We start from the raw sequence: 25698 nt of genomic DNA, 5'->3' as shown, positions 1-25698 counted from the left end.
TAAATCTAAAATCCCATGAGTTTTGTAACATCTAAAATCTAAAATCTAAAATCTAAAATCCAAAATTGCATGACTTTCATCTCCCTTCAATATGCCCTGTTTCTATTAGTTTTGTTTGCGGCTTACTGGTTGGTTCCCCTGCGGTGGTGGCGGCTATTTGTCATGCTGGCGGGAAGTCTGATTTTTTATGCTTCGCTGCAAATTTGGTACATTCCTCTGCTGTTAGTAGGTGTAGTGTTTAATTATTGCTTGGCGATGGCGATCGGGGAACCTCTGGATTGGCGGATTGCTAATGAATCTTGGAATCGGCGCCGTTGGTTGCTGCTGTGGCTGGGAATTGGGCTGAATGTGTTGCTGCTGCTGGGTTTTAAATATGTGCCTTTTTTCTTGAATTCGATCGGCACTTTGTTAAATTGGCCAGTTGCTCTCGACAGCGCTAACTGGGTGAAAACTCACGTAGTTGCACCCTTGGGATTGAGTTTCTTTTGCTTTGAGTGCATTGCTTATTTGATTGACGTGTACCGAGGGGCGCCGGCGGCTACTTCGCTGCTGCACTTTGCTGCTTACAAGTTGTTTTTTGCGAAACTGATTTCTGGCCCGATTACTCGCTATCACAACTTGATTTATCAACTCAAATCCCAGAATTTTCCGACGCCCGATCGCATTTCTGAGGCACTTTGGACGATCGCCTTCGGTGCAGTAAAAAAAGGTCTTTTCGCCGACAACTTGGGAATTTATGTCGATTTAAGCTTTACCAACTTGCAGCGCGCGGGAAGCGAGGATTTGTGGCTGGCGATTTTTGCTTACGGGCTGCAACTTTATCTCGATTTTAGCGGCTACGTTGACATGGCGCGCGGTACTGCTTTACTGCTGGGTTGGTATTTGCCACCAAATTTTGATTTTCCTTATTTTAGTACCAGCATCGCTGATTTTTGGCGGCGCTGGCACATGACTTTGGGGGATTGGCTGCGAAATTATTTGTATTTTCCGCTGGGAGGTTCGCGCGTCGGTTTGTGGCGCACTTGTCTTAATTTGTCTGTTGTCATGTTAATTGCCGGAATTTGGCACGGGGCGGCTTGGGGATTTGTAGTGTGGGGAGGTTTGCACGGTTTGGCTTTGGCGGTGCACCGGGTGACGGATGTGACTTTTAAGAAGTTGCGGATCGAGTTTTTGTGGGAAAATCCGATCGGAATGGCGATCGGTTGGCTGTTAACTCAAACGATGGTTTTTGGTAGTTGGATATTTTTCCGGCTTCCTGATTTAAAGAATTCGGGATGGGCGATTTCGCATTTGTGGGGATACCCTGCTGACGCACAGTTTGCAAATAAAGTTTATGTGGAAGCTTTGGGTTTGGAAAGAGTGCATTTAACTTGGATGTTGGCGGCTGTGGCTGTCGCAATGCTGGGGAATTATGCGCTGAGTCGGGGTTTGAAGTTGGAGTTAAATTGGCCTGTAAAATTGGTATTAGTGCCGATTTGTTTGTATGCAGTTTGGGTGTTGGCTCCCGATGGCGGTTTACCTTATATTTATTTCGATTTTTAGGAAACGGGGCGGTTGAAACCGCGTCTGTACATACAAAATTCACCGGGTGTGGGTTGAAAAAAATGTTGTATAAATGTGGTTTCAACCGCCAAATCTTATATCGTTTCCGGTTGTATCGGAATGATTTAACCGCAGAGAGCGCAGAGGGCGCAGAGAGAGAAGATAGAGATGAATACAAGACGATGCAATGGGATTTGATATTATTGGTGCTTTGGTACGCACCCTACAATTGATAGGAACACCAATCACTCCAGCTACCGACATAGAGTTTAGCATCGGGAATTCCGGCGATTTCTAAGGAGAGTAAATTTACGCAAGCTGTCACGCCGGAACCGCAGTAAACGATGATTTCTTCGGCTGTTTCTACTTCCGCCCACCGCTGTTTTTGTTCGGAGGTCGATCGCACTTTTCGAGTTTCATCCGTCACCGCTTGCCAAGGGTAGTTGACAGCACCCGGAATGTGACCTGCGATCGGGTCGATCGGCTCCCGCAAGCCCTCGTATCTCTCGCTTTCTCGCGAATCAACCAAAACCGTGTTCGGTAGGTCTTTGCGCTCTTTTACAGCCTCAATATCAACCGCCATATCAGGCTGCAATTTCACCACTAATTTACCCTCGCGGGGTTCTGACAAAGTATTTGTTACCGGATATCCCGTCGCTTTCCACGCGCTGAAACCGCCGTCTAACAAAGCGACTTTGCTGTGTCCCATATATCGCAGCAGCCACCACAAACGAGATGCAAAAGCCAGCCGCGAATCGTCATAAGCCACGACTAAAGTTTCTGCTGAATTAATACCGATTGCGCTCAATTTATCAGCTAATTCTTCAATGTTTGGTAGCGGATGTCTGCCGCCGTGCGCGCCAACTGCACTCGCGATATCCCGATTTAAATCTAAATAGAAAGCTCCGGGAATGTGACTTTCTTGATATTGTTTTTCTCCCAATTCTGGGTCAGCGAGGGAAAACCGACAGTCAATAATTACAACTTGCGGATTTGCGGTATTGGCTACCAACCATTCAGACGAAATGATTAAACTGTTGTCAGTCATAACTATTTAATTTTGGGGTTTGACATCATGTCCGGTCGATTGAACGCAATCAGTAAGGTTCGTAGTGCGGACTTCAGTCCGCAGGATAAGAGCGGACTGAAGTCCGCACTACGAACGAACTGTTTTTGTTGTGATTTTAATCGACGGGACATGATATTACTTTTATGTGGGCTGTAACGAAATTGTTCGTAAAAACCGGGTTTATGAACGGTGTTTCTAGGACTAATCTATCGGGAAGGAGTTACTTTCTCCGGTTCGGCTTTTTCAGAATTAGCTTTTTTGGGAGTTTCTTTCTCAGGTTCGGCTTTTTCAGAATTAGCTTTCTTGGGAGTTTCTTTCTCAGGCTCGGCTTTTTCAGAATTAGCTTTCTTGGGAGTTGCTTTCTCAGGCTCGGCTTTTTTGGGTGTTGCAGGAGTTGGCTCTGGCGGCGGGGGATTTACTGCTGATTCTTGAGCGTAAAGCAGATATTTCTGATACTCGATTACTTTTGTCTGAGCTAGTTCGTGGTTGGCGCTAGACACGGGTACTCTTCTCATCAACGATACTGCTTCTTGCCAGCGATCGGCAACGATCGTCCAATCTTGCTTGGTTTTTGCTGCTCGCCCTAACTCTGCTGCTTTGACTGCGCTGTTAACTGCATCTCGAAAAAAAGTATCCGCTACAGTTGCTACATTGGCTGTTTCATCTGGATTCTTCAGAGCAGTTGCTGGCTGCTGGTTCAAAATCTTGCTGACAAAAGCCACCACGGCTAGGGCCAACATACCCGTCACCAGCCCGACTACAATGAAAGTCGATCGCAGCCGCTTCTCAAATGCAGCCAATTCTGGCGATTTCTCTTCATCCATATTACTTTCCGTTTCTGTGCGATCGTCCACATTAGCAACCGCAATATTTGAGACGGATTCTCCTGCAAATCTCTGTGGTGCCAAAATGCTGCTCTCCAAACTAAACTCCTGACTCCAAGCAGCCGCAATCTCACCGCTTTCTCGCCCCTGCACCTTCACTTTCCGAATCGCCTCCGGCTGCAAATTCGCCAGTTCATCGCGGACAAAATCAACTAATTTATCTTCTTTCGGTACTTCCTCGGCCTCCAGAATTACATCCAAACAGTCGCCGTCGAGATTCGCGGAGGCTGCGATGCCTTCTGATTGTAACTTGCTGTTGAGCCAAGATGCGATCGCCTGTGGATTTCCCTGCTTGGCAAGTTCCGGAAAATTAAGCTCAGTCATAGCTGGACACCTGATGAAGAAGGAAGAAGGAAGAAGGAAGAAGGAAGAAGGAGGAATGAGCAACTAATAGTTTTTTTGAGTTAAAAACACCATAACTGAAATTCAACGAATAGTATAATCTATCTCGGTAAATTCAACCCCAAAGATGCAAATAATCTCTCTCCGTCTCCGTCGCGTCCCTTGGGGAAGGACTGAAGTCCGAACGATCGAACCTGAGTTCGGTTCTTAGTAAGGACTTCAGTCTTCAGAAATTTGATACCGGGCGCGCAACTCCAGATACCACAACCGTAGCGCCTCAAACGGACATCCGGCCCGAAAAAGACGCTGTACGCCAGGATTTGAGATCGGAGATTAAAAAATTGTGCGATCGCACCACCACCGACAGACAGCGAGTGATATCATCATTTAGTCAATATTCTAGTTTTTATAGCAAATAGCTCGATCGCACAATGATAGCAATAGCAATTTTAGCTGCTGGACGCGGCACGCGCATGAAATCTGACTTACCCAAAGTTCTACACGAGTTGGGCGGGCGAACCCTAGTTGAGCGAGTCCTCCAAAGTTGTCAAGAAATTGAAATTTCCCGGCGGCTTGTCATCGTCGGTTATCGAGGAGAACTTGTTAAAGAAGCCCTCCTGAGAAGTCAAGAAATACCCGAAAGTTCCGAATTTCCTCCCCTAGAATTTGTCGAACAAACTGAACAATTGGGAACCGGCCACGCCATCCAGCAATTGTTACCTCATTTAAAGGGATTTCCAGGAGATTTGCTGGTTTTAAATGGCGATGTACCTTTGCTAAGAGCAGAAACAATCAAACAATTGATGGCAATTCACCAACAGCACCAAAACTCTGCTACTATATTGACAGCTAATTTGCCGAATCCCCAAGGATATGGGCGAGTATTTACCGACAGTCAAAACTTAGTGCAGCAAATTGTCGAAGACCGCGACTGCACAACAGCTCAAAGGAAAAATCAGCGAATTAATGCAGGTGTTTACTGTTTTCACTGGCCGCATTTAGAGAAAATTTTGCCAGATTTGAAAGCAGACAATGACCAAAAAGAATATTACTTAACTGATACCGTAAGTATCCTGTCTCCCGTCATGGCGGTGGATGTTGAAGATTATCAAGAAATCTTGGGAATTAACGATCGCAAACATTTAGCCACAGCTTCTGATATTTTGCAAGCGCGGGTAAAAGACAAGTGGATGACGGCGGGCGTGACGCTGCTCGATCCGCACAGCATCACGATTGACGATACCGTAGAGTTGCAGCCGGATGTGGTAATTGAACCGCAAACCCATCTGCGGGGGAAAACTTCGATCGCCTCTGGGAGTCGCATCGGGCCCGGTAGTTTGATTGAAAACAGTCAAATTGCAGAAAATGTGACTGTGCTTTATTCAGTAATTTCTGATAGTATGGTGGCTGAAAATTCCCGAATTGGCCCCTACGCACACCTGCGGGGACACGCGCAAATAGGTGCGAACTGTCGCGTCGGCAATTTTGTCGAATTGAAAAATGCTCAAATTGGCGATCGAACTAATGTCGCTCACTTATCTTATTTAGGCGACGCAACTTTGGGAGAAAAAGTCAACATCGGTGCTGGGACAATTACCGCCAATTATGATGGCAAAAACAAGCACAAAACTCAAATAGGCGATCGAACTAAAATCGGTGCCAACAGCGTGCTGGTGGCACCAATAACTTTGGCAGAAGATGTTACCGTAGCCGCAGGTTCTGTCGTAACAGAAGATGTCCCAAATGACTCTTTAGTAATTGCCCGATCGCGGCAAGTTGTCAAACCCGGTTGGAAGTTGAAAGATTGAAACAAATAACTAGGTTTGTAGTGAGGACTTTAGTCCGCAGAAGGTTTGCAACTAAAATCCTCACTACAAACACCTTGGAGCGATCGCGCGTGCAGATAGTTGTTAATCGCTTTGGTCATTTCTACTTGCTCGTAGGGGTTCATTGTCTGGGGAAGGGATATGCGATCTCCTCCACAAACTAACAATCTCACTTGATACCAAATATCATGATCCCGATCTATGGTGCGATCGACTTCCACCCCATAAATGTCGCCCAGACAGCGTTGCATTACTGTACGCCCCAACAAACCCCGCCGTTTAACAGTCAAGGTGTTTGAACTTCCATCGAAGCTGTAGGTTTCTTTATTTCCCAAGGCGATGACTCCGACTCCTGCGAGCAAAAATATGCCTCCTGTCCATCCCAAAAAGCGATCGTCTTGGCTTAAGCGCAGCAAGCGAGATTTTGCGTTTTTAACAAAAAAATTAATGTCCGAAGCAGCAGCGTCTTTATTCCCCCAGTTAGTAGAGTTAGCACTGAAAGGAACATCGCCAACAGAAGTCACAAGTATAACTCTGCTTTTGTAGCCCAATCTTTCTACTTTAGCTCCCTGCAACGTAGCAAGCTGAATTTCTTGGATGTTCGATCCCAGTAAGTGCGATCGTACCAACTGGCAATTTCCTTGCTTTTGGTGCGATCGCTCGCAGCTAAGTGTTACTGCATGATAGTCAAAAGTCAGCCCGATCAGTCCAAATGTCATTAATAAACAACTAGCCAACCAAAAATCTAATATGCTTTTAGTCTGAATGATTAGTTCATCTGCTGTCTGCTTGATTATTTTCATTTATTTTAGCCTTTAACTCCAAAATTGCTACCACCGATCGACTTGCTGACCCATCTCCGCCCAATTGTTAACTTATATATTATTTGAAGTAGTCCTATGCCATGACTATTTTCATATTAATAATAGGCTAACACTAAAATTTGTAACCGACAACAAATGTCGCAAGTTCACCTGCGCCTTTGTTGGAGATAGCCTTCCGTTATTTATCGTTGGTGATTGACTTTGGCGATCGCTCGTCGAGATAGCCACGAATCAAATCAGCCATTTTTTGTTGCTCTTCCCGATTTGAGCTACGGCTTAAACATAGGATATCTCCCTCATTCATTAGCAAACGTACCTCGTACTCGTGGATATAGCTGTCCATATGTTCTGTTTTGTATTGAACTGTTTTTAATTCGACTTCAGAAATTTTACTGAGCGATTTCTCGACCACTTTATTCGTCCTTATCCCCCTTTTTTTAAGAGTTAAGATACTTGTATTTTTGTCAAAAATGTAAGTATCAACACTGAATAAATCATCGATCATAGAATACACCGCAGCGAAACCAATAACGACAAAGCTACCAAAAATAAGTATCCCACCGAAATCTAACACCCGATTATCTTTTTCTATTACTAATTTTTCAACAGAGTTTTGTATATATTGATTGAACGAGTTTGCATCGTCAACAGTTTGGGACGGTAGGTAAACACTTCCTTGGTTAGTTACCAAAAATACATTGTGTTTGAAAGTTGAGTTCCCATCGCTATCAGTAGTATCTATTTTGTCAACTCTAGCCTCCTTGACTTGTGGGATGGACTGTAATTCTCCTTTAACTAATCCCATAAAACTTGACTTACTCATTTCGCAACTTGCGATTTTTGGCTCAATTTTTTTGCACGAAAGTCTTTCCACTCCTGAAGAGGACATCGGGATAAGTATCATTGACAAGGGTATTCCCGTAAATCCTATCAGCCATAGAGCAGGAAATACCAAACCAAACAAACTTAATCCATTTTTAAGTTTGAGAAGATGTTCGGTTTTTTCAATTATTTTCATCATCGGTATTAACTCCTGTTTAATTGATTGACATCTTTTGCAGAATTTTCCAGATCACTTTTGAGGTAAGTGTATTTATTCAGACGGATCGCCCGTCGAGATAGCCACGAATTAAATCAGCCATTTTTTGTTGTTTTTTATGGTTCAAGCTACTACTTAAAAATAGGCGATCGCCCCCATCTATTAGCAAATATATCTCGCATAAGATACCATTTTCGGTGTGTTCTGTTTCTAATTTGACTTCCGAAATTTCAGCGAGCGATCGTTCGGCAACTTTATTCACCCATATTCCCCTTTTCTTCGTAGTTAAGGTACTTGCAGTCTTGTCAAAAATGTAAGTTTCAACAATAGAATAACGCAATGTACGAGAAAATACTCTAAAACCAATAACTAAAAACAAGCTGGGAAAAAGCATTATCCCAAAAAATAATAACCGATTATCTGTTTCTATCACCAACCCTCCGGTCGATTTTTGTATATATTTATTGAATGAATTTGCATCCTCGGCACTTTGAGTTGCCAGCAATAATTCCCCTTCCTTAGTCACCAAAAATACATTTTTAACAGTCATGGGAGTGCCTTCACTATCGGTAGTCTTGCTTGTCTCAAATCTAGCTCCTTTCACTTGCTCAATCGGTGTTACTTCGCCTTTATTTAATCCCATAAAACTCGATCTACTGAGTTGGCAAGTTGCGATTTTTGGCTCAATTTTGTTGCAGGAAAGTCTTTCCACTCCAGCAGATGCCATAATCAAGAGCATCATAAATAAAGGTATTCCTGAAAATCCCATTACCCATACTGTAGGAGATATCGCACCATAAATCATTTCTCCTAAATTATTAAGCTTTAGAAGATGTTCGGTTTTTTTGATAACTTTCATCTTAGGTATTAACTCCTGTTTAATTGATTGACAATTGTTAGACAACTTTTGAAATCGTTAATTAAGTAAGCTGAATTAACATTGATTAATCACCGCCACCGCCACCACCGCCACCGCCACCGCCACCGCCACTATCGCCACCACCACCGCCACCGTAGCTTCCACTATCGCTACTACCGCCACCACCGTAGCTTCCACTACCACTACTAGGCTCTGTGTAAGTTGTCACCACTATTTTTTCATCGTGATAACCACAACTCTTACAGTCACAAATATTTTTAGTCTCCCCATGATTACTTCGGGTTGGCGAAGAGATTACTTTCGTCCTCTTGATTAGTGTTGGCTTTTTACAGCTAGGACATCTTTTGCTAAAAAAAGACCAAACTTTCATTACCAAAAGCAGAGGTATCCATATCGGTGATGTAAATACTATGAACATTATCGATCCTAGTATGAATCCGAGAAATCCTCCTAGTGGAGAGGAACCATCTATTGTGAAACCGCCGGCACTATTGCTAGCCTGTGCAGATGGAGTTGACAACTGAAGAATACCTGTAGGAAACGTAACTTGAACTTCTAATTCTTGTTTGGGTGGTAGTGCTTGGTTTCCTGTGAATACAAAGGTTTGACCGTCCACTTGACGCACTGTTGTCGGTATCCCAAAGCTTTTGAAGGAAGAGACTTTGGCTGCTAAAACATCCGGTAGTTTAACTGTGACTTGGCTGGCATTAATCGGGGATTTGCGATCGGGCCAAATGGCTTTCCAGTAAACTTGAGTATTTTGACCATTAACCTGCAATCCACCTATCACACGATATTTCACGACAAAAGTATGTGACTCTGGTGGTTTCAATTCATGTTGCCAACGAATCCAAAGTTGATTGTTTTCAATCCCAGTGGTACTGGCAATTATTTGATTATTTTCTGCAACTGTCACATCTTTAATTTCACCAATCTTATCCAAAGGAATATAGCGAGACCGTTGATTACTATAGTTGCCTGTAAACACATATTTTTGGGTTTCCGTAACCAACATATCTCCGTTCGCTTGAACGTCGATGTTGACATTAACATTTTCCCAGTAAAATGGTGCTGCTTGGGCTGCTACATGAGTGACTGTGGCGAAAAATAAGCTCAAGGAAGCAATTAATAAAAAAACAAGTTTCTTCAGGATTCGTTTATTCATATTTCCTCATGTGTGATTAGTTGATTTAGAACTTGATTCGTTATCAATGTTTTATAGCTAAGTTACTAGCTACAATTATTCAACAGTTTTCTTGTTAGGTCAATTCATAAATGTCATTGATTAACCTCATAAAAGTCATAATTGTATTCTTGAAAATGCAGCCCAGAAACCGGGTTTTTCTGGAAATACTTCGTTTCAGCCGGCGATTTGGCAAAAAACCCGGTTTCTTGAGTCTAAGTGCATCAATCTTGATAATCTGAACCTCACTTTCCCATCATTCCCCAATAAGCCACACTGTAAAGTTGTAAAGCCTGCGTAGCTTCCTCGTCATAGCCTTGAGCTTTGAACAAAGTCTGGGCTTCTTTTAGATAGCCCATTGCTTCTTCTTTGTTGTTGGTTGCATCTTGAAGCATCAAAGCTAATCCCAATTTCATGTGAGCATCAGCATCATTGGAATCACTTTTAATTGCTGTTTTCCAGTGGGTAATCTCCTCTTCTATACTGTCCCATTTAAGTTCATTAGAGTTGTCTGTGGGAAAGCCGTCAAGACCGTAATTTCGGATATTCAAGAATGTCGCAATGATTTCGGCTTTTTTGTCCTTGTCTCCTAAACCAGTGCTGAACGAAGAAGTTAGAGGAACACGTCGCTTACCTGAGTCCAACACCAGACAGACGCGATAGGTATTGCCCTCGCTACTTGATGTCCCCTGTATTTCCACACCTGAAATATCTTGAAGTAGATGCTTGATAATTTTCTTTTTGGTAATCAGTGGTTGATGCCGCTTGATAGTCATGTGACCGAGATTTTTGTCAAGGGTAATTGTCTCGATCTCTGCTAATATCATAATAATCAAGCCAAGTGGAGCGAATAAATAAACCCAAAAATTGCCGGAAGACGAACCCACAAATAAACCAGTTACAAAAAAAACTCCCCCAACAAATAGCGGCATCCAAAATGCGAACATTTCTACGAATTCTAGTTTGTCTGATGTCTGTTTCATAATTTTATGTTGAATTGATTTTAAGTGGATGTGTATGTAGATTATTTAGCCTTTGCTTGGGCGATCGCCTTTTTGGTATCCGCAATACCCTTGAGGGCCTCAGTTGTAGGGTGCGCCGCTATGAACAATCCCTAAATTTTACGGCAGATCTGATAGCGACGCACCTTACACATTGGGGTGGACGAAACCAACCCAACAATTCTATTGTAGTAAGCTTTTTTCTACATGGCATAACTTTGCATCCCACTAAATTATCCAGAGATATTTCTTGAGTCTTTGAACCCGACAAGCTCGATTCTGTGAGTTTACAATTGCCTTATTTAGCTTCTATTCGTTGGCAAGTTATAGTTCAATACGGTTTACTTAAGACCCTCCTAGGGGTAAAACACGATGAAAAATCAACTCTGCGATTGCTTCGTTCCTCGCAATGACAATCTTAAGTAAACCGTATTGAGTTATAGTTGTATTTGCTAAATAATAATCCATATTTCTGCCAAAATAAAGGGCAACCTATACAACAGATTCAGTAAAAAGCAGGCTTGGCTGATAATCTTCATGAATTCATCTTTTTGATGAAACAACAACTTGAATCTATGATTTTTGTGTTGTTTTGATTTTATCATATACAGATTATTTGACAAGACCTCCGGTGCACTTGCTTGGCAAAAATATTGCTTGATTGCGACGATCGCTCGTCGAGACATAGGTGCGAATCAAGTCAGCTATTTCGCATTTTTCTGTTACTGAATTGCTTCTCAAATAGATGCGATCGCACCCCAACATTAACAATTCAACATAGTAACTAGAATTTCCCTCACTATCTTCTATTTCGCCTAATTCCACCGCACAAATATCGCGATTTGAGCGTTCGGTAACATCCCCGCGCGACAAACTCCGTCGTTTAGCCGTCATTTTGCACAAAGTTCTATCAAAGATATAGATTTCAGATATCGCGCCGTCCGATAAACACAGCGAGAATAATAGAAAGATACCTCCACCTATCCAATTTGATGCAAAGATAATCTGCAATAATCCAATGATAATGAAGGGAGAGATTAATCGCCAACCATCCCAAATGCTAGAAGTTTGAATTGTTAGTTCATCTGGTGTTTGGCTGAGAACTTTCATCCGTTTATCCTTTTACTTTTACAAACAACCTGAATTACTAATCTCTCCGCTGTACGCAATTTATCATGGAACAATTATTTGACACGGCCTTGGACGATCGCACTTTTGGTATTCTCAACAGCCTTGACAGCATAGGTATTGCTAGGGCGTACCTGCAAAGCTCTGTTAAAATTGATTAAAGCTGTTTGATAGTCTCCCTGTCCGTAGTAGGCATAGCCGAGTTTCATTGATTTTGTGAAGTCATATAGTTGAGCGCCAACAGTACCAGAAGTAGGCTCAGGAATAGGTGCTGGTGAAAGTTGAGGGGATGACTCGGAACTAGGAGATTGCTCTGGAGTTGGTGATGAAGAAATACTGAAATCTGAAGGAAAAGAAGAGGGGGATTGCTCGCTAGATCCTTCGCTTATGGTTATGGTTCCAGACTGAGACATTTTTGTAAACTCTGTCCCATAAGTGACCATAGTAATAATCCCTGATAATAAAAGCATTGGCCATGCAGCAAGTTGAATAAACAATGTTTTTCTGATTTTTTTATTGCTCCATTTTTTAATATAAAAAACTAATGAAGCAAATGGAATGAACCAGTAAAGCAATCCCCAAACAACGTCTTCTTGGAAAGCTTGAACTAATCCCCAGATATAACCAACAATACTTAAAAGAATACCGAGAACAAAAAATAAGCCGATCGCAATTCCAGACATTTTATATTTCTCCGTTTGATATATAGTTGTTTGGCAAATCGATTGCTTCAAGTCAGATGGTTGAGCAGCAACAAGCACAGAATTAAGCTCCGAAGGGTTGCTGCACAAACTTAAGGAGATGATTTTGGTTTGGGAGCAGGCGATTTGTTAGGTGATGGAGAAGTGTTGAAATCCGAAGGAAAAGCAGAGGGCGATTGCTCGTTAGAACCCGGATCTACATTAGGTGATACTGGGGGTGGAAAAATTGCTGTAGTAATACCTCCCAATACAAACATGAATAATCCAGCACATTGAATTAAAAAGGTTTTTCTGATTTTTAGATTACTCCATTTCTTCGCATAAAAAACGTAGCCAGCACATGGGACAAAGAAGTAAAGTAATCCCCAAACAATGTCCTCTTGGAAGGCTTGAACTAATCCCCAGATAGAACCAACAATAGTTAAAAGAAAACCCAGACCAAAAAATAAGCCGATCGCAATTCCAGACATTTTCTATTTCTCCGTTAATGTATAATTGTTTGGCAAACTGTCAAGGTTAGGATTAAAAGGTATTTTTAACCCGAAACTCTTTTGGCTTTTTGCTGTGTTAAAAATAGATTAGCGGTGAATGCAGTTCGATCGCGCACAGCGAATGTTAGGATTTTGGTTAGGAATTTGACTAGGAACCCGATCGCGACTGCCACAAATGACACCCTCAAACCTCGATCGACCCGAAGAGCCATTTACACGGGCAATCCATGACTGGGACATCGAAAAGCTTTACAGCGACTTGGCAAACGCCAAACTAGAATTTGCCCCCCACACCAGAAGAGGGCTGACACCCGTGGAAAAAAGGCACTTGTGCGGCTTGCTGTGTGGCTACAGCCCCGCTGAGATGGCGGTATTTCTGAACAAACAAATCAAGGGCGTAGAGGTTGACTTATCCAAAACTTTGTACCGATACATAGAAATATTGACAAATAGACCCCGAAATGCACTTAAAAATTGGAGAGATGCGATCGACTGGCTGGTAATAGCCGGGTATAAAAAACAACAGAAAACCTCATCCGGTGCGATCTTAAAAGCTACTCTCCACCATTCAGACAGCATTCTCTCCGCCGCCATCAGTCCCGACGGAAAATTACTCGCAACCGGTTCCCACGACAGTACAGTGAAAGTCTGGAGTTTGCACAGCGGGGAATTGTTGCGGACTATTTCCGGGCATTCAACAGCGGTGTTGTTAGTGGCTTTCAGCCCCGCTAGCAAAACGCTGTTAACTCGATCGCGCGCGGGGACAGTCAAAATCTGGAACCTGCAAAACGGCGAACAGATCAAGCGTTTAGCAGACGTACACCGCCACGAATCTGTCGCTGTGAGTCCCGACTGGCAAATTTTGGCGATCGGCACTACCTGCGGCACTGTCAAGCTGCAACACCTCAACAGCGGCCAACTGCTGCAAGTTTTGAAAGGCTATCAAGGGGATGACATAAGTGCGATCGCATTGAGTCCCAACGGTAAAATGTTAGTAGCTAGCGGGCTGAATGCAGCCAGTGGTTTCTGTCGCGCTACCGTGACTTTGTGGGAATTGCCGGGGGGAGAAGTGCGGCGAACATTTGGCAGCGAAAATTATGTGGCAATTACTCCAGATAGCCAAACTCTCGTCTGTCACGGTAACAAAATGATCTCCCTGTGGAATTTGGAAACAGGCGAATTATTGCATTCCCTGCAAACCGGAATTCGCATCACTTCCGCGGCCGCGATTAGCCCGGATGGGAAATACTTTGCAGTGGGCTGTTTTGATGGTACCGTCAGACTCTGGAATCTGCGCGGCGAATTGTTGCACACTTTAGACGGACATTCTAGCCCGGTGTCGGCGCTGGCGATCGGGCAGTTGGGGGAAACTTTGGTTAGTGGCAGCGATAATGGTACAGTTAAACTTTGGCAGTTGCGAATTTAATAAATTACTCATTAAATATCGGAAGAAGGTGAACAGTTTACGCACTACGAATATTGTTTTATTTAGCGCGACTAACTGCTAAACGTGCAGCGTTTAAATTTTGCTGATACTGCACAACTCTATTCTTAGCTACAGCATAGTTAGAATTTGAAGGCGGCACAGATTTCATAGACGCGAGGGCTTCCTCCCAGTGAGTTGCCACGAACTCCCACTCAGCTTTAGATTTAGCTGTTGTAGCAAAAAAAGCTGCATTTTGAGCTGCATCAATTCCCTGTTGAAAAGGGCGACTGATTCTGCGCTTAATCGCAACTACATTATCCTGGTACTGTACAACTCTATTTTGAGCTACATCATAATTTTCACTCGACTGTGGGACAGATTTCATTAGGGCGATCGCCTTTTGCCACTCAGCAACTACCGCCTGCCACTGCGTCTGAGTTTGAGCATTCTGAGCAAGATTTGCTGCATTAGTTGCTTTATTTACTGCATCCCCAAAAGAGTCTGATTTAACTGTTTCAGGATTCGGAGGTAATGGTTTGGCTGTGGGTGCAGTTGGTAAAGAAGGTGTTGGCTCAGAATTCACTGCAATCGGTACTTTTGTCTGTTCAGGGAAATTTATAGCCTGCCTAACCTCTGAATTTTTCGACAGCAGCGAACTCGCTGAAACTGCCAAAAAAGCTAAAAATCCCAGTAGAATTAATTCTGCTAGTGTTTTTATAGAAAAGTTATTCCGAATCAAATAATCTATTTGGTAAAGATATGCAGATGTCACTATCCAAATTACTCCCGCAACTTCAGTAATAGTAGATAGATAATTTGATACATCTGCTTCATGAGACTTCAGACAACTAGCTAATTCAAATTCTGCTCCGTAGTTGCAGCTTGGAACAATTGGGAAAAATGGTAATAGCAAAACTACTACCATTATCAAAGATAACAGTACCACAATAGGGGCATATACACCTTCCCACAAACTTCTGGGACTGGGAAACCACCTGTACGGTGTCTTGGCTTCATCAAAAAACAAAATGTGGTGAATGTAAGATAGTATGGCTACAGACAGAGGTATGATTAGTCCCAAGCCTCGCCAAAATGAACCCATATCTTCTTCAAGTGCTGATAAAGTTATGCCGATGACAGCAATCCAAAAAGTGACGATTCTCACCACAACAGCTATCCACAATGTTAAAGCTACAGCTCTTAGCCAAGAACTGGGGTAGGGAAACCATGCAGGCCACTTTCCGTTTTTAACTTGCTGATTATTAGCTGTTTTCCAAGGAGTTTGTCCTGTTAAGAATTCAACTTTTTTTCTAGCTCTGAGAATAGCGGCGCAGTTGTCAATAGTAATTCCCAGGGAAACCAGTAAAGACACTGTATAAAATGCAGTAATAGGAATTGTACTGCCATTGGGTATTGGTCTAGAAAAAACTATGAATATCGTCAGTAAACCAATTAAACCGCCAAGCAGAAGAGAAATATAAGCAGCAATTCTTCGTTTAGTGTAAATGTAGGCAAAAATTGGAAATGTCAAGCCCAATACAGCAGCTACCCACAGACTGCGCCCAGATAAATTGATTAACTTTTCTAAGTCTTTTGGATCGATCGCAGGTTGAGCGATCGCATTGAGATTGCTCTGTGGAGTCATAGGTATTGGCGGTGAGGAGGATGTAAATTACGATACCACGCCGCCAATACAGGTTTCCAGCAATTTGTCAAAAATGTTCTAACTTGTTGTATGCCGAAAATCAAAGGCCTTTTCTAAGCACTAAAAACTAGCGTTCCCTTGTTTGTTTCCAAAGTGTCGCCCATTTCTGTACCATTGTGAAAAGCACCGAGAATGATCTCGCTAGTTTTGCCGATCGCGATCGCACCATTAGCATCAATCCCGATCGCACCAAAGTCTCGTTTGCGATCGTCAGCCTCCGCAAAAGAACGCTCAAAAGCAGCTTTCAAACTCAAACCATCCGTTACCCGAATCACAATTCGCGCCGCCAAACACTCATCCATGATGTGCTCGCCGATACCCGTACAGCTAACCGCCGCATTCGCAGTCGCGTAATTCCCCGCAGGCATTGCAGAGTCGCTCACCCGCCCGATGCGCTCAAAACCCTTGCCGCCAGTCGAAGTTCCAGCAGCCAAGCGTCCCTGAGTATCCAAAGCTACAACTCCGATCGTGCCAACACCCGCAGGTTCTGCCACCACATTAGCCATTGCTCTGTTAAAATTGCCTTGGCGTTCCTGCATCCACTCGTGCAAACGCAAATCCGTCATCGGATCGTAAATCGGCAAGTGAAGTTCTCGCAGCAATTCCGCCGCACCAAAATCAGATAATACGCGATCGTCCGAAGTCTGTAAAAATTGAGCAAGTTCGATCGGATTTTGAACCCGAGCCACATTAATCGTACCGCTGAAACGCTGCATCAAGCCGTCCATCAGCGAAGCACTCATGCGAATTTGCCCGTCCGACTGTACCACAGAACCCGTACCCGCATTAAATCGCGGGTCATCTTCCAACAACCGACAGCCATGCACCACTGCATCTACGGCACTTGCGCCATTTTTCAGCAGCGGATACACTGCCTCCAAAACATCGTAAAGCGATTTGCGTACCGCTTCAATTCCGCCCTTGCTTTGCAGACAACTACCGGCACCGCCGTGAATAACTAGCTTTGGTTGCACCTGTTGCGATGCCATACTTCTAACCGTGAAATTTTTCCTTTGCAATCTTAGCCTCAGTTTGGCAAATGGCAAGAGATTCTTAACTTTCGGTGCTATTACGGCGGCGGCGACAGCGATCCGAGCAGTATTTTACTTCATCCCAGCAGTCGGCCCATTTTTTGCGCCAAGTAAAAGGTCGATCGCACACCGGACACATCTTAGTCGGTAAATCGGACTTCAATCGCTGCTTTGCCATGCTAATTTTGACAATACGTTATCTTAAATTATCTCCGTTAATCTGCGTTAATGGGGATGATATCTGCGGTTTCCAATTTTCGATCGAAGATTAATAAAATTCAGTCTAATTTCAGCAAAAAATCTGCCCAGTAAAAATGATCGCAACGGCATTAGCCAACATCCGCATCGTCTTAGTCGAACCCGCCGGGCCCTTGAATGTGGGTTCAGTCGCCCGCGTGATGAAAAATATGGGTTTGCGTCAATTAATTTTGGTGAATCCTCAGTGCGATTATTTAGGGGAAGAAGCCCGATTGATGGCTGTGCGGGCGGCCGATATATTGGAAACGGCTAAGGTAGTTGAGAGTTTGCCGGCTGCTTTGGTAGGATGTGTCAGGGCGATCGCAACTACAGGAGATGATAGTCGATCGCACCCAATGCCGCTAGAATCACCAGCAGATGCTTTACCTTGGTTGCTAGAAGCCCCCAGCGCCCTAATTTTTGGTCGAGAAGATTGTGGATTGACTAACGCCGAATTGAACCGCGCCCAGCGCTTGATTCGGATTCCCAGCAGCGATGCTTACACTTCGTTAAATCTGGCTCAAGCTGTGGCTATTTGCTGCTATGAATTGTATCGGGAAGAAGGAAGAAGGAAGAAGGAAGAGGGAAGAAGGAAGAAGGAAGAGAGTTCGGCAACAAGCAATATGCGGGATGTAACCGATGTAACGGATGTAGCGGATGTAAGTTCGGCAACAAGCAATGTGCGGGATGCAACGGATGTAACGGAGAGAAAGAAGCAATCCCAGGGAATATTTTCCCCCTCTCCCCCTCTCCCCCTCTCCCAATCTCCCCCTCTCCCAATCCCCCCCTCTCCCAATCCCCCCAACAGTGCAACCTTGGAAAATTTGGAGGGATATTACGAGCAATTAGAAGGGCTGCTGCTAAAAATTGGTTATTTGCAGCCGCACACAGCAGCAAGTCGGATGGAAAAATTTCGGCGTTTGTACAATCGCGCGTATCCCACGGTGGATGAAGTCTCCATGCTGCGGGGCGTGATTCGTCAAACAGAATGGGGATTAAAAAGTTATCCGCGATCGCCAGTTTCTGATACTCTGGATGGGGCGTTGCCGGAAAATCCGGGCGACATTCAGCCAGAATAGTAGCAATTTGAGATTGGAGATTGTCGATCGCAGATTGTTTTGATATAAATTTGCTGATTTATGGGTATTGTTAGCATAAAGTGCGATCGTCATCCCAAACCCGCACTTTCGTCCCAGATTTCGGTTAAATCCCAAATCCCCAAATCTAAAATCGATAAAATCCCCAAATCTAAAATCTAAAATCTAAAATCTATTGGCTCACAAGCTAAAAAATCTTAAACTAGAAATTTACAGTGCAGAAGGAGTAAGACGTGGCAGAGCGGTTTCCCAAACGATCGATATTATCAGTGATGTCCTCGCTAGCCTCTGCCAACTCCGGCCCAAAGCCGCCTAAATCCGGCGCTGCAACTGAGTCTGGCAAATCCGGCCGCCGTCGCCCTCCTCAAGCGCCAAACAGCAATCCGGAAATTCCCACATCACAACCTGCGATTTTTCCACCCCAACCAACCCGCGCCCCCAGAAGTAGAGCCAATTCTCCCGCACCTTCCCCCGCAGAATTGAGCGCACAGGACTTTTTGTCCAATCCCCAATCAGCAATTAATCCCAAAAAACCCAAAACCGCTAAAATTGGTCAGGCCAAGAGCCGCCAACCTCGCAAAAAAGGCCTTGCTGCTGTCGATATGTTCGCTTTTCCCGAACCGAATGCGCCTGTAGAGACTCCCGCCAGCAATCCCATCAGCGAGCCCCAGACGAAGACTCCCCCGGCACCTAGCAAAAATCGCTCCAGTACCCCTCCAGCGAGCATTCCCGACCAGGTAACACCCGCAAATGTCAAAAAAGCCCCGGTGCCGAAACCGCGCCCCCAAAGAAGCCAGAGACCGGGGAAACGTTCTGCAACTCGGAACGTGCCGCCGTTGGTGTACGCTACTCGGTTGCTGATTTTGGGAGTTGGGATAGCGGTGATTTGCGGTACGCTGCTGTCGGTGGTGAATGCTGTGAGTCGATCGAGTGTAGCGACACAGGAAACCCCCGCAGGCGAGAAAAACCCAGCCGATAGCGCAGTTGCTGCCCCAGCCGCCCCAGAAGCATTGCAACTAAATCAAGAAATAGCAGCTTTGAAAACACAAGTTCAGGTGATAGCAACAGAAAATCCAACTTTAACAGCGGGAATATTTCTAGTTGATTTAGATACTGGAAGCTACCTAAATTTTAACGGCGATGCTGCTTTTGCTTCAGCGAGCACGATTAAAGTACCGATTTTAGTGGCTTTTTTCCAAGCAGTAGATGAAGGCAAAATCCAGCTAGATCAGATGCTGACGCTAAAACCAGAACACATTGTCGGCGGTTCTGGGGATATGCAAGACGATGCACCGGGCCAGAAGTATTCCGCTTTGGAAGTTGCCAAAAAAATGATTGTTGTCAGCGACAATACGGCGACAAATATGATGGTTGAATTGTTGGGAGGTGCCGAGGTTTTGAACCAGCATTTTGCAAGCTGGGGATTGAGGGCGACAGTGCTACGCAATAAGTTGCCGGATTTGGAGGGAACGAATACTAGCAGCCCGAAGGATTTGATCAATATTATCGCTCAAGTCGATCGCGGAAATTTGGTTTCTGTCAAATCGCGCGATCGAATTTTGCAAATCATGCGCCAAACCAAAAACGATAGTTTGCTACCAAGAGGCTTGGGTGAAGGAGCAGTAATTGCTCACAAAACCGGCAACATCAATACAATGCTAGCCGATGCGGGGATGGTGGATTTGCCAAACGGGAAGCGTTATTTAGTAGCCGTGATGGTAAAACATCCGCCGGAAACCGAGAAACCAGCTCAAAGTTTAATTAGAGATATTTCTCGCATGAGTTACCGCTATTTGAACGACGGGGAAACAGCCGCCGAGTCAAAAGTGAAAATTAAAAATTAAACACCGCACAACCGTTCGTAGTACGGACTTCAGTCCGCTTCAACCGTTCGTAGTAAGGACTTCAGTCCGCGGAGGGCCCAGAACTCCCACAACACACAACCGTTCGTAGTACGGACTTCAGTCCGCGGAGGGCCCAGAACTCCCACAACACACAACCGTTCGTAGTACGGACTTCAGTCCGCTTCAACCGTTCGTAGTAAGGACTTCAGTCCGCGGAGGGCCCAGAACTCCCACAACACACAACCGTTCGTAGTACGGACTTCAGTCCGCGGAGGGCCCAGAACTCCCACAACACACAACCGTTCGTAGTACGGACTTCAGTCCGCGGAGGGCCCAGAACTCCCACAACACACAACCGTTCGTAGTAAGGACTTCAGCCCGCGGAGGGCCCAGAACTCCCACGACACACAACCGTTCGTAGTAAGGACTTCAGCCCGCGGAGGGCCCAGAACTCCCACAACACACAACCGTTCGTAGTACGGACTTCAGTCCGCGGAGGCCCCAGAACTCCCACAACACACAACCGTTCGTAGTACGGACTTCAGTCCGCGGAGGCCCCAGAACTCCCACAACACACAACCGTTCGTAGTACGGACTTCAGCCCGCGGAGGGCCCAGAACTCCCACGACACACAACCGTTCGTAGTACGGACTTCAGTCCGCATTCCGGCCCAGAACTCCCACAACACACTACAAACCTTTTTTGTGATCGTAATCGATCGCCATCAAATAATTAGCTGTTCCGAGTTTTGTAGTTACACAATCAATCCCGCATCCAATCTTACCTCAACAGCATCACATAATTAACTGTTCCGGGTTAGTTAACGCAATTGCCGTAGAGTTTACAAACTATAAATGAGTTTGTATGATGAAACTACGCACCCCACTTGCTTGTTTGCTAGCACTTTCAACATTAGCTGCGGGAGTTTCCCCGGCGTTGAGCAATCCCCTTCGTTCAACAGAAAGTCAACTCACCGATATTACAGTAATTTCCAACAATATCGAACTCAACCGAGCGAAAAACTTAGCCCGTCAAACAGCAGAAAATGCTAACGGAGGCTTGGGACAATATCGAGCCGAAGCATCAATGCACGGTGCTTCAGCCGAATCGCCTTTTGTAGAAAATGCCGATGGTAGCTGGACATTTAATTTTCAAGGACACAAACCCGGTGCGTCTGTGTATACGGTAGAGACGGTGGTTACAGTTTACCCAGATGGGAGAGTGAGAGTCGATTACAACGGGCGCATCCGCAACACGTTTAATATCCGGTAAAATCAGCGCGGTGGCGCCCTCCCGTCGTAGGGAGGGCGACGCTACGGGTTAGCTGAGCCGCTAAGCCCAAAAAACTCTCCGCGACGCGCTTTCAGCTTCGGGCCCCCAGCCGTCGCGGCGATCGCACCTTGGGTACAAGCCATCAGAACAATTGACCTAATCAACAAAAAGGTAGAGGGAATGTTTGGTTTATTTAAATATACTAAAAACCATCAGCTCAACTACTTAAGGTAGTCAGTAACTCAGGGTTAAAGCCACTGAGCTTGTAAGAGTAATCAAACAAGCTGTACTGACCAGCCTAAGACTTTCGAGGTCTACGTTATTTGGGTCACGACACCCTGTGGATGCGAAGCTAGTCCCCTGCTCTGTCGAAGCGTGGTTAAACAGTTTTAAAGTCACTGAAACAGTGCTACCAGCCTAACAAGCCCTCATAACATTGACCGACAAGCTAACATTACCCCGCAAGGGAGGCTCCAAAAGAGCAAACATTATGCGTACAGGATTGTAAGGTTTGAGATGGTAATTGTCAAGAGTGAAAGTACATTACAAAAGTACACAAGAGCCAAGCAATTCCCTTGCGCGGTAATGAAAAGATTCAACGCGACTAAAAAAGTCGCTCGCGTCGTTTTCCTATCAGCCCTAAAGGGACTGAGTTTCCCACTTACCGTATTTCTTTTATGACAAATACAGCATTCGATCAAATATTCCGCGATAGCAACGGCGAAATTGTTATCGCTCAGCCGCCCAACCTACCGCTGATTGTCACGATTGCAGCGAGTGTGCTTAAGCTATTGTTTACAACAGGTAATATCTATACAGGGTTAGACCTAATAGCTTTTGGCTCGTTGTTTACTTGGGCGTGGGAAGAATTATTTCAAGGTGTTAATTATTTTCGGAGAGCGCTAGGTTTCTGCGTGCTGGTTGCTGCGATCGCCTCAAAAATTTGACACTCACAGCGATCGAATTGAAACGCGCTATCGCTTTAATTAAATTTGGGAACGGGCTTTGGGGCCCGTTTCTCGTTATTTTTGCAAGAGATATAAAGTGTACCTGATCTTTTTGAGACTTGGCGATCGCTTAACTAAGAGATAAATTTAGCGATCGCATTCAAACTCCACGGGACTTTAATAGCGATCGCCAACCGGGCTTATTCAGTCTTGAGGCCTCCCTCGCCGATCGAGCAATTCATTACCTAGAACACTGGACATCACAATATTTTGTCCCTAGCGAGGAGCTGTTCTAATTCTGAAGACCGTACAAAAATTATTATTTTTAAGTACACATTAATGCTCTGTAGCCTTTTTTACCCAAATTACGAACAGCTCTTGAGAGTAAATATTTGTTAATAAAACTATTAGCATAGAATATTATTGTGCAATGCCATTGAGTAACATTTTGTTGTCGGGAGCGATCGCGCGCCAGAGCCATCCAGCGTATCTGTTGGTCGCTCTCGTTTCACCTCCCATACAGTCCGATCGCAACTGTATAGGATTGCGAGATCCTGACTGAACAACTATTTTTGTGAATAAAAAAGTAGGTAAAAAATTGTTTTTGGTGTTTGTTAATTTATGTGATGTATTATGTTTTTACTTGAATTGACAAAAATATAAAAAGTCAAGTTTTGTAAATAAAATTGTGTGCATTCACTCAGAAACAGTGAATCTTTAACAGATTTATTAAGATTCAACAAAGCAATGAATGAATAGGCAAGTTTTTATAAAGATTGAGATAAGAACTCGTAGAAGGGCAACATAGTCGGATAACTTGATAACACCTGAAAAAGCTTTAAAATTTAAACAAGGTGACATTAATGAATCCAGAAGCTCTAAATATACTAACTGCTGAAAATTTACTTCCCTCCCAAGGGGCTTTAGGAGCTAAATTTAGCAGGATCGATTTACCCAAGACTATTGAGATGGGCGATCGAGCGCAAGTTAACGTAACCGTGACAAATCAAGGCTCCGCAGCTATCACAGGCCCCGTCACAGTCAAACTCTACGCTTCTACAGACGACGTTATCGATCGCGCCCCAGACGGCAAATTAGTCAACGATTGCTTGCTTACCTCGACTATCAAACAACTCAGCTTGCAGCCGGGACAATCCACAACAGTTAAATTGAAGTATGCCAACAACACCTCAGTGGGAGCTCCAGGGGCTTGTAACCTGATTGCCGAAATTGAGCAAAACAACGGCACCAAACAAATCTCGCAACTAATTTCTGCACCAGGAAGCGATGTAGTCCTCGACTGGAATGCGACTGCTTTAAATGCGATCCAAGCTGAAGGGAAAGCGGGGCGGGGCGTACCGCCTACTTTAGGATCGCGCTTGCTAGCGATTACCTCCCTCTCGGTTTACGATGCAGTCAATGCGTTCGATCGCACTCACAACTCCTACGCCGTCAACACACCCGCCCCCGCCGGCGCATCCCGAGAAGCAGCAGCAGCAGGCGCAGCCCACAAAGCATTAGTCGCGCTGCTACCGAATCAAACAGCATTATTCGATCGACAACTCGCGCTATCCTTAGCAGAAATCAACGACACGCCACAAGCAGAAGCCGATGGAGTCGCCTTTGGGAACTTCGTCGCCGACACCATCATCGCCTCCCGCACTAACGACGGTTCCAGCAACAACGCCCCTTATGTTCCCCCAGCCGGCGATTACGTTTGGCGCCCGAAAACAGAAGGCCCCACCAAAGGCGTAGCGCTGGGCGCCAACTGGGGGAAAGTTAAACCCTTTGCAATTCCAGACACCGCAGCATTTGCACCAAACGGCTTAGATGGCGTACCCGGAAGCGATCGCTTCGTGCAAGACTTAGAAGAAGTTCGACAGTTGGGCGGCAAACAGACTACCGCAAACACCACCGTAACGCGGACTCCCGACCAAACCGAAATCGCTTTTTTCTGGGCGGACGATCGCCCCGACACTTTCCGACCCTACGGACAATTAAACCAAATTGCCGAAGAAGTCGCCATGCGCGAGGAAAGATCCGTCCCGGAAAATGCCCGCTTGTTTGCTGAGTTGAACGTCGCTTTGGCCGATGCAGCAATTGTCGCGTGGGACGCCAAATACAACGGGAAAGTAATTCAACCGCGCCCAGACGATTTGATTACCGGCGGATTTGCGGCCAACCACGGCATTTCAGGAACCGTAACCGATCCGGAATGGGAACCTCTTCTCAATCCAACTCCGCCATTCCCAGATTACATCTCGGGACATTCAACTTTTGCCGGTGCATTTGCGGGAGTGATGACGAACTTTTTTGGTGAAAACTACTCATTTAGCGCAGTTTCCCAAGAAATGCCCGGTGTAACGCGCACTTACAACAGTTTTTACGATGCTGCATACGATGACGCGATCAGTCGCGTTTACGGCGGCATTCACGTGCGCGAGTCTACGGTTGACGATGCACTGCCAACTGGTTTGGCGGTGGGCAATTTCGTCGCGCAAAATCTGTTTAAGACAGTGGTTTAATGGATATAGAAGATGCAACAAGTCTCAGGAATAAGATCGATGACATTTTTTATTGAGACTTGTTGGCTCAATCTTTGATATAGCCAGTCAACCGCAGATTTAAGGCAGATGCAACGCAAATAAACGCAGATAATTTCCCAAGGGTCGGGCCATGAATTCAATCAGGTCTAAGATGGAAGAAAGAAGAAGATTTATTGATGATTTTTTTTCCCTCTTCCCTCTTGCTTATTCTAGGAAGCGTCAACTATTAACTGATATCATGTCCGGTCGATTACTATAACAAAAATGGATCGCACGTGCGGACTGAAGTTCGCAGAATTTTGCGGACTGAAGTCCTCACTACGAACCTTACTTATTGCGGTTAATTGAGCGGACAGGGTATATTAACTGTCAACTGTCAACTGCCAACTGTCAAACGTCAACTGCCAACTGTCAACTCTTCGACTCCCCTCGACTTCGCGGGCGGGCAAGTCGCGAGCGCGCAAGCTGTCAACCCCTCGACTCCGCGGGCGGGCTCTTCTGTCAACTGTCAACTCTTCGACTCCGCGGGCGGGCTCTTCTGTCAACTGTCAACTCTTCGACTCCCCTCGACTTCGCGGGCGGGCAAGTCGCGAGCGCGCAAGCTGTCAACTGTCAACCCCTCGACTCCGCGGGCGGGCTCTTCTGTCAACTGCCAACTCTTCGACTCCCCTCGACTTCGCGGG

The 25698-nt window shown here is 45.0% G+C and carries 22 protein-coding genes; 8 read left to right on the top strand and 14 right to left on the bottom strand.

Annotation, left to right across the window (positions count from 1 at the left end; genetic code table 11):
• The first annotated feature begins 69 nt into the window (after positions 1-69).
• Positions 70-1542 (top strand): MBOAT family protein, encoded by a 1473-nt coding sequence (locus QZW47_RS19860; protein ID WP_293130219.1) that lies wholly within the window; start codon positions 70-72, stop codon positions 1540-1542.
• A gap of 223 nt (positions 1543-1765) precedes the next feature.
• Here the strand turns inward: QZW47_RS19860 and QZW47_RS19855 are convergent, their stop codons facing one another.
• Together QZW47_RS19855 and QZW47_RS19850 are read right to left on the bottom strand one after the other, a co-directional pair.
• Positions 1766-2590 (bottom strand): sulfurtransferase, encoded by an 825-nt coding sequence (locus QZW47_RS19855; protein WP_293130216.1) that lies wholly within the window; start codon positions 2588-2590, stop codon positions 1766-1768.
• 227 nt (positions 2591-2817) lie between these two features.
• Positions 2818-3819, bottom strand: a complete 1002-nt coding sequence (locus QZW47_RS19850; protein WP_293130213.1) for a hypothetical protein — start codon at positions 3817-3819, stop codon at positions 2818-2820.
• Between the two features lie 449 nt (positions 3820-4268).
• Between QZW47_RS19850 and glmU the strand changes: the two genes are divergently transcribed.
• Positions 4269-5645 (top strand): bifunctional UDP-N-acetylglucosamine diphosphorylase/glucosamine-1-phosphate N-acetyltransferase GlmU, encoded by a 1377-nt coding sequence (gene glmU / locus QZW47_RS19845; protein WP_293130210.1) that lies wholly within the window; start codon positions 4269-4271, stop codon positions 5643-5645.
• 29 nt (positions 5646-5674) lie between these two features.
• On the opposite strand, the gene QZW47_RS19840 is transcribed toward glmU, so the two are convergent.
• The 8 genes from QZW47_RS19840 to QZW47_RS19805 all read right to left on the bottom strand — a co-directional run bounded on the left by QZW47_RS19840 (position 5675) and on the right by QZW47_RS19805 (position 12889).
• Complete coding sequence (locus tag QZW47_RS19840; RefSeq protein WP_293130207.1) at positions 5675-6466, bottom strand: hypothetical protein; 792 nt, start codon at positions 6464-6466, stop codon at positions 5675-5677.
• A gap of 199 nt (positions 6467-6665) precedes the next feature.
• Positions 6666-7508, bottom strand: a complete 843-nt coding sequence (locus QZW47_RS19835; RefSeq protein ID WP_293130204.1) for a hypothetical protein — start codon at positions 7506-7508, stop codon at positions 6666-6668.
• A 76-nt stretch (positions 7509-7584) separates the two neighbouring features.
• Positions 7585-8385, bottom strand: a complete 801-nt coding sequence (locus QZW47_RS19830; protein ID WP_293130201.1) for a hypothetical protein — start codon at positions 8383-8385, stop codon at positions 7585-7587.
• A gap of 85 nt (positions 8386-8470) precedes the next feature.
• Positions 8471-9571, bottom strand: coding sequence for a DUF2207 domain-containing protein (locus QZW47_RS19825; RefSeq protein ID WP_293130199.1), 1101 nt, complete (start codon positions 9569-9571; stop codon positions 8471-8473).
• A gap of 263 nt (positions 9572-9834) precedes the next feature.
• Positions 9835-10572, bottom strand: coding sequence for a hypothetical protein (locus QZW47_RS19820; RefSeq protein ID WP_293130196.1), 738 nt, complete (start codon positions 10570-10572; stop codon positions 9835-9837).
• Positions 10573-11202: 630 nt separating this feature from the next.
• Positions 11203-11700 (bottom strand): hypothetical protein, encoded by a 498-nt coding sequence (locus QZW47_RS19815; protein WP_293130193.1) that lies wholly within the window; start codon positions 11698-11700, stop codon positions 11203-11205.
• Positions 11701-11774: 74 nt separating this feature from the next.
• Positions 11775-12479, bottom strand: a complete 705-nt coding sequence (locus tag QZW47_RS19810) for a tetratricopeptide repeat protein (RefSeq protein ID WP_293130190.1) — start codon at positions 12477-12479, stop codon at positions 11775-11777.
• 32 nt (positions 12480-12511) lie between these two features.
• Positions 12512-12889, bottom strand: a complete 378-nt coding sequence (locus QZW47_RS19805; RefSeq protein ID WP_293130187.1) for a hypothetical protein — start codon at positions 12887-12889, stop codon at positions 12512-12514.
• A gap of 196 nt (positions 12890-13085) precedes the next feature.
• Between QZW47_RS19805 and QZW47_RS19800 the strand changes: the two genes are divergently transcribed.
• Positions 13086-14336 carry a WD40 repeat domain-containing protein gene (locus tag QZW47_RS19800; protein ID WP_293130184.1) on the top strand — a complete coding sequence of 417 codons (1251 nt, stop codon included), beginning with the start codon at positions 13086-13088 and terminating at the stop codon, positions 14334-14336.
• A 58-nt stretch (positions 14337-14394) separates the two neighbouring features.
• On the opposite strand, the gene QZW47_RS19795 is transcribed toward QZW47_RS19800, so the two are convergent.
• The 3 genes from QZW47_RS19795 to QZW47_RS19785 form a co-directional block, all read right to left on the bottom strand.
• On the bottom strand, positions 14395-15981 hold the full coding sequence (locus QZW47_RS19795; RefSeq protein ID WP_293130181.1) for a hypothetical protein: 1587 nt from the start codon (positions 15979-15981) through the stop codon (positions 14395-14397).
• Between the two features lie 113 nt (positions 15982-16094).
• Positions 16095-17030, bottom strand: a complete 936-nt coding sequence (locus QZW47_RS19790; RefSeq protein WP_293130178.1) for an isoaspartyl peptidase/L-asparaginase — start codon at positions 17028-17030, stop codon at positions 16095-16097.
• 64 nt (positions 17031-17094) lie between these two features.
• Positions 17095-17250: a DUF2256 domain-containing protein gene (locus QZW47_RS19785; RefSeq protein WP_293130175.1), complete on the bottom strand. Its 156-nt coding sequence runs from the start codon at positions 17248-17250 to the stop codon at positions 17095-17097.
• Between the two features lie 136 nt (positions 17251-17386).
• On the opposite strand from QZW47_RS19785, the gene QZW47_RS19780 reads away from it, so the two are divergent.
• The 5 genes from QZW47_RS19780 to QZW47_RS19760 all read left to right on the top strand — a co-directional run bounded on the left by QZW47_RS19780 (position 17387) and on the right by QZW47_RS19760 (position 24994).
• Positions 17387-18388, top strand: a complete 1002-nt coding sequence (locus QZW47_RS19780) for an RNA methyltransferase (RefSeq protein ID WP_293130172.1) — start codon at positions 17387-17389, stop codon at positions 18386-18388.
• Between the two features lie 251 nt (positions 18389-18639).
• Positions 18640-20250, top strand: coding sequence for a serine hydrolase (locus QZW47_RS19775; protein WP_293130169.1), 1611 nt, complete (start codon positions 18640-18642; stop codon positions 20248-20250).
• Between the two features lie 864 nt (positions 20251-21114).
• On the top strand, positions 21115-21522 hold the full coding sequence (locus tag QZW47_RS19770; RefSeq protein ID WP_293130166.1) for a hypothetical protein: 408 nt from the start codon (positions 21115-21117) through the stop codon (positions 21520-21522).
• 677 nt (positions 21523-22199) lie between these two features.
• On the top strand, positions 22200-22469 hold the full coding sequence (locus QZW47_RS19765; protein ID WP_293130163.1) for a hypothetical protein: 270 nt from the start codon (positions 22200-22202) through the stop codon (positions 22467-22469).
• 863 nt (positions 22470-23332) lie between these two features.
• Positions 23333-24994 (top strand): vanadium-dependent haloperoxidase, encoded by a 1662-nt coding sequence (locus QZW47_RS19760; RefSeq protein ID WP_293130161.1) that lies wholly within the window; start codon positions 23333-23335, stop codon positions 24992-24994.
• A 383-nt stretch (positions 24995-25377) separates the two neighbouring features.
• On the opposite strand, the gene QZW47_RS19755 is transcribed toward QZW47_RS19760, so the two are convergent.
• Positions 25378-25560, bottom strand: coding sequence for a hypothetical protein (locus QZW47_RS19755; RefSeq protein ID WP_293130159.1), 183 nt, complete (start codon positions 25558-25560; stop codon positions 25378-25380).
• Between the last annotated feature and the right edge of the window lie 138 nt (positions 25561-25698).

Origin of the sequence: Microcoleus sp. bin38.metabat.b11b12b14.051, assembly GCF_013299165.1 — a bacterium.
Taxonomy (GTDB): domain Bacteria; phylum Cyanobacteriota; class Cyanobacteriia; order Cyanobacteriales; family Microcoleaceae; genus Microcoleus.
This window is presented reverse-complemented; position numbering and strand designations above follow the sequence as displayed.

Excerpts from the sequence above, each read along its gene's own strand:
- QZW47_RS19860 (WP_293130219.1), top strand. The coding sequence starts at position 70 with ATGACTTTCATCTCCCTTCAATATGCCCTGTTTCTATTAGTTTTGTTT.
- QZW47_RS19855 (WP_293130216.1), bottom strand. The coding sequence starts at position 2,590 with ATGACTGACAACAGTTTAATCATTTCGTCTGAATGGTTGGTAGCCAAT.
- QZW47_RS19850 (WP_293130213.1), bottom strand. The coding sequence starts at position 3,819 with ATGACTGAGCTTAATTTTCCGGAACTTGCCAAGCAGGGAAATCCACAG.
- glmU (WP_293130210.1), top strand. The coding sequence starts at position 4,269 with ATGATAGCAATAGCAATTTTAGCTGCTGGACGCGGCACGCGCATGAAA.
- QZW47_RS19840 (WP_293130207.1), bottom strand. The coding sequence starts at position 6,466 with ATGAAAATAATCAAGCAGACAGCAGATGAACTAATCATTCAGACTAAA.
- QZW47_RS19835 (WP_293130204.1), bottom strand. The coding sequence starts at position 7,508 with ATGATGAAAATAATTGAAAAAACCGAACATCTTCTCAAACTTAAAAAT.
- QZW47_RS19830 (WP_293130201.1), bottom strand. The coding sequence starts at position 8,385 with ATGAAAGTTATCAAAAAAACCGAACATCTTCTAAAGCTTAATAATTTA.
- QZW47_RS19825 (WP_293130199.1), bottom strand. The coding sequence starts at position 9,571 with ATGAATAAACGAATCCTGAAGAAACTTGTTTTTTTATTAATTGCTTCC.
- QZW47_RS19820 (WP_293130196.1), bottom strand. The coding sequence starts at position 10,572 with ATGAAACAGACATCAGACAAACTAGAATTCGTAGAAATGTTCGCATTT.
- QZW47_RS19815 (WP_293130193.1), bottom strand. The coding sequence starts at position 11,700 with ATGAAAGTTCTCAGCCAAACACCAGATGAACTAACAATTCAAACTTCT.
- QZW47_RS19805 (WP_293130187.1), bottom strand. The coding sequence starts at position 12,889 with ATGTCTGGAATTGCGATCGGCTTATTTTTTGGTCTGGGTTTTCTTTTA.
- QZW47_RS19800 (WP_293130184.1), top strand. The coding sequence starts at position 13,086 with ATGACACCCTCAAACCTCGATCGACCCGAAGAGCCATTTACACGGGCA.
- QZW47_RS19795 (WP_293130181.1), bottom strand. The coding sequence starts at position 15,981 with ATGACTCCACAGAGCAATCTCAATGCGATCGCTCAACCTGCGATCGAT.
- QZW47_RS19790 (WP_293130178.1), bottom strand. The coding sequence starts at position 17,030 with ATGGCATCGCAACAGGTGCAACCAAAGCTAGTTATTCACGGCGGTGCC.
- QZW47_RS19785 (WP_293130175.1), bottom strand. The coding sequence starts at position 17,250 with ATGGCAAAGCAGCGATTGAAGTCCGATTTACCGACTAAGATGTGTCCG.
- QZW47_RS19780 (WP_293130172.1), top strand. The coding sequence starts at position 17,387 with ATGATCGCAACGGCATTAGCCAACATCCGCATCGTCTTAGTCGAACCC.
- QZW47_RS19770 (WP_293130166.1), top strand. The coding sequence starts at position 21,115 with ATGATGAAACTACGCACCCCACTTGCTTGTTTGCTAGCACTTTCAACA.
- QZW47_RS19765 (WP_293130163.1), top strand. The coding sequence starts at position 22,200 with ATGACAAATACAGCATTCGATCAAATATTCCGCGATAGCAACGGCGAA.
- QZW47_RS19760 (WP_293130161.1), top strand. The coding sequence starts at position 23,333 with ATGAATCCAGAAGCTCTAAATATACTAACTGCTGAAAATTTACTTCCC.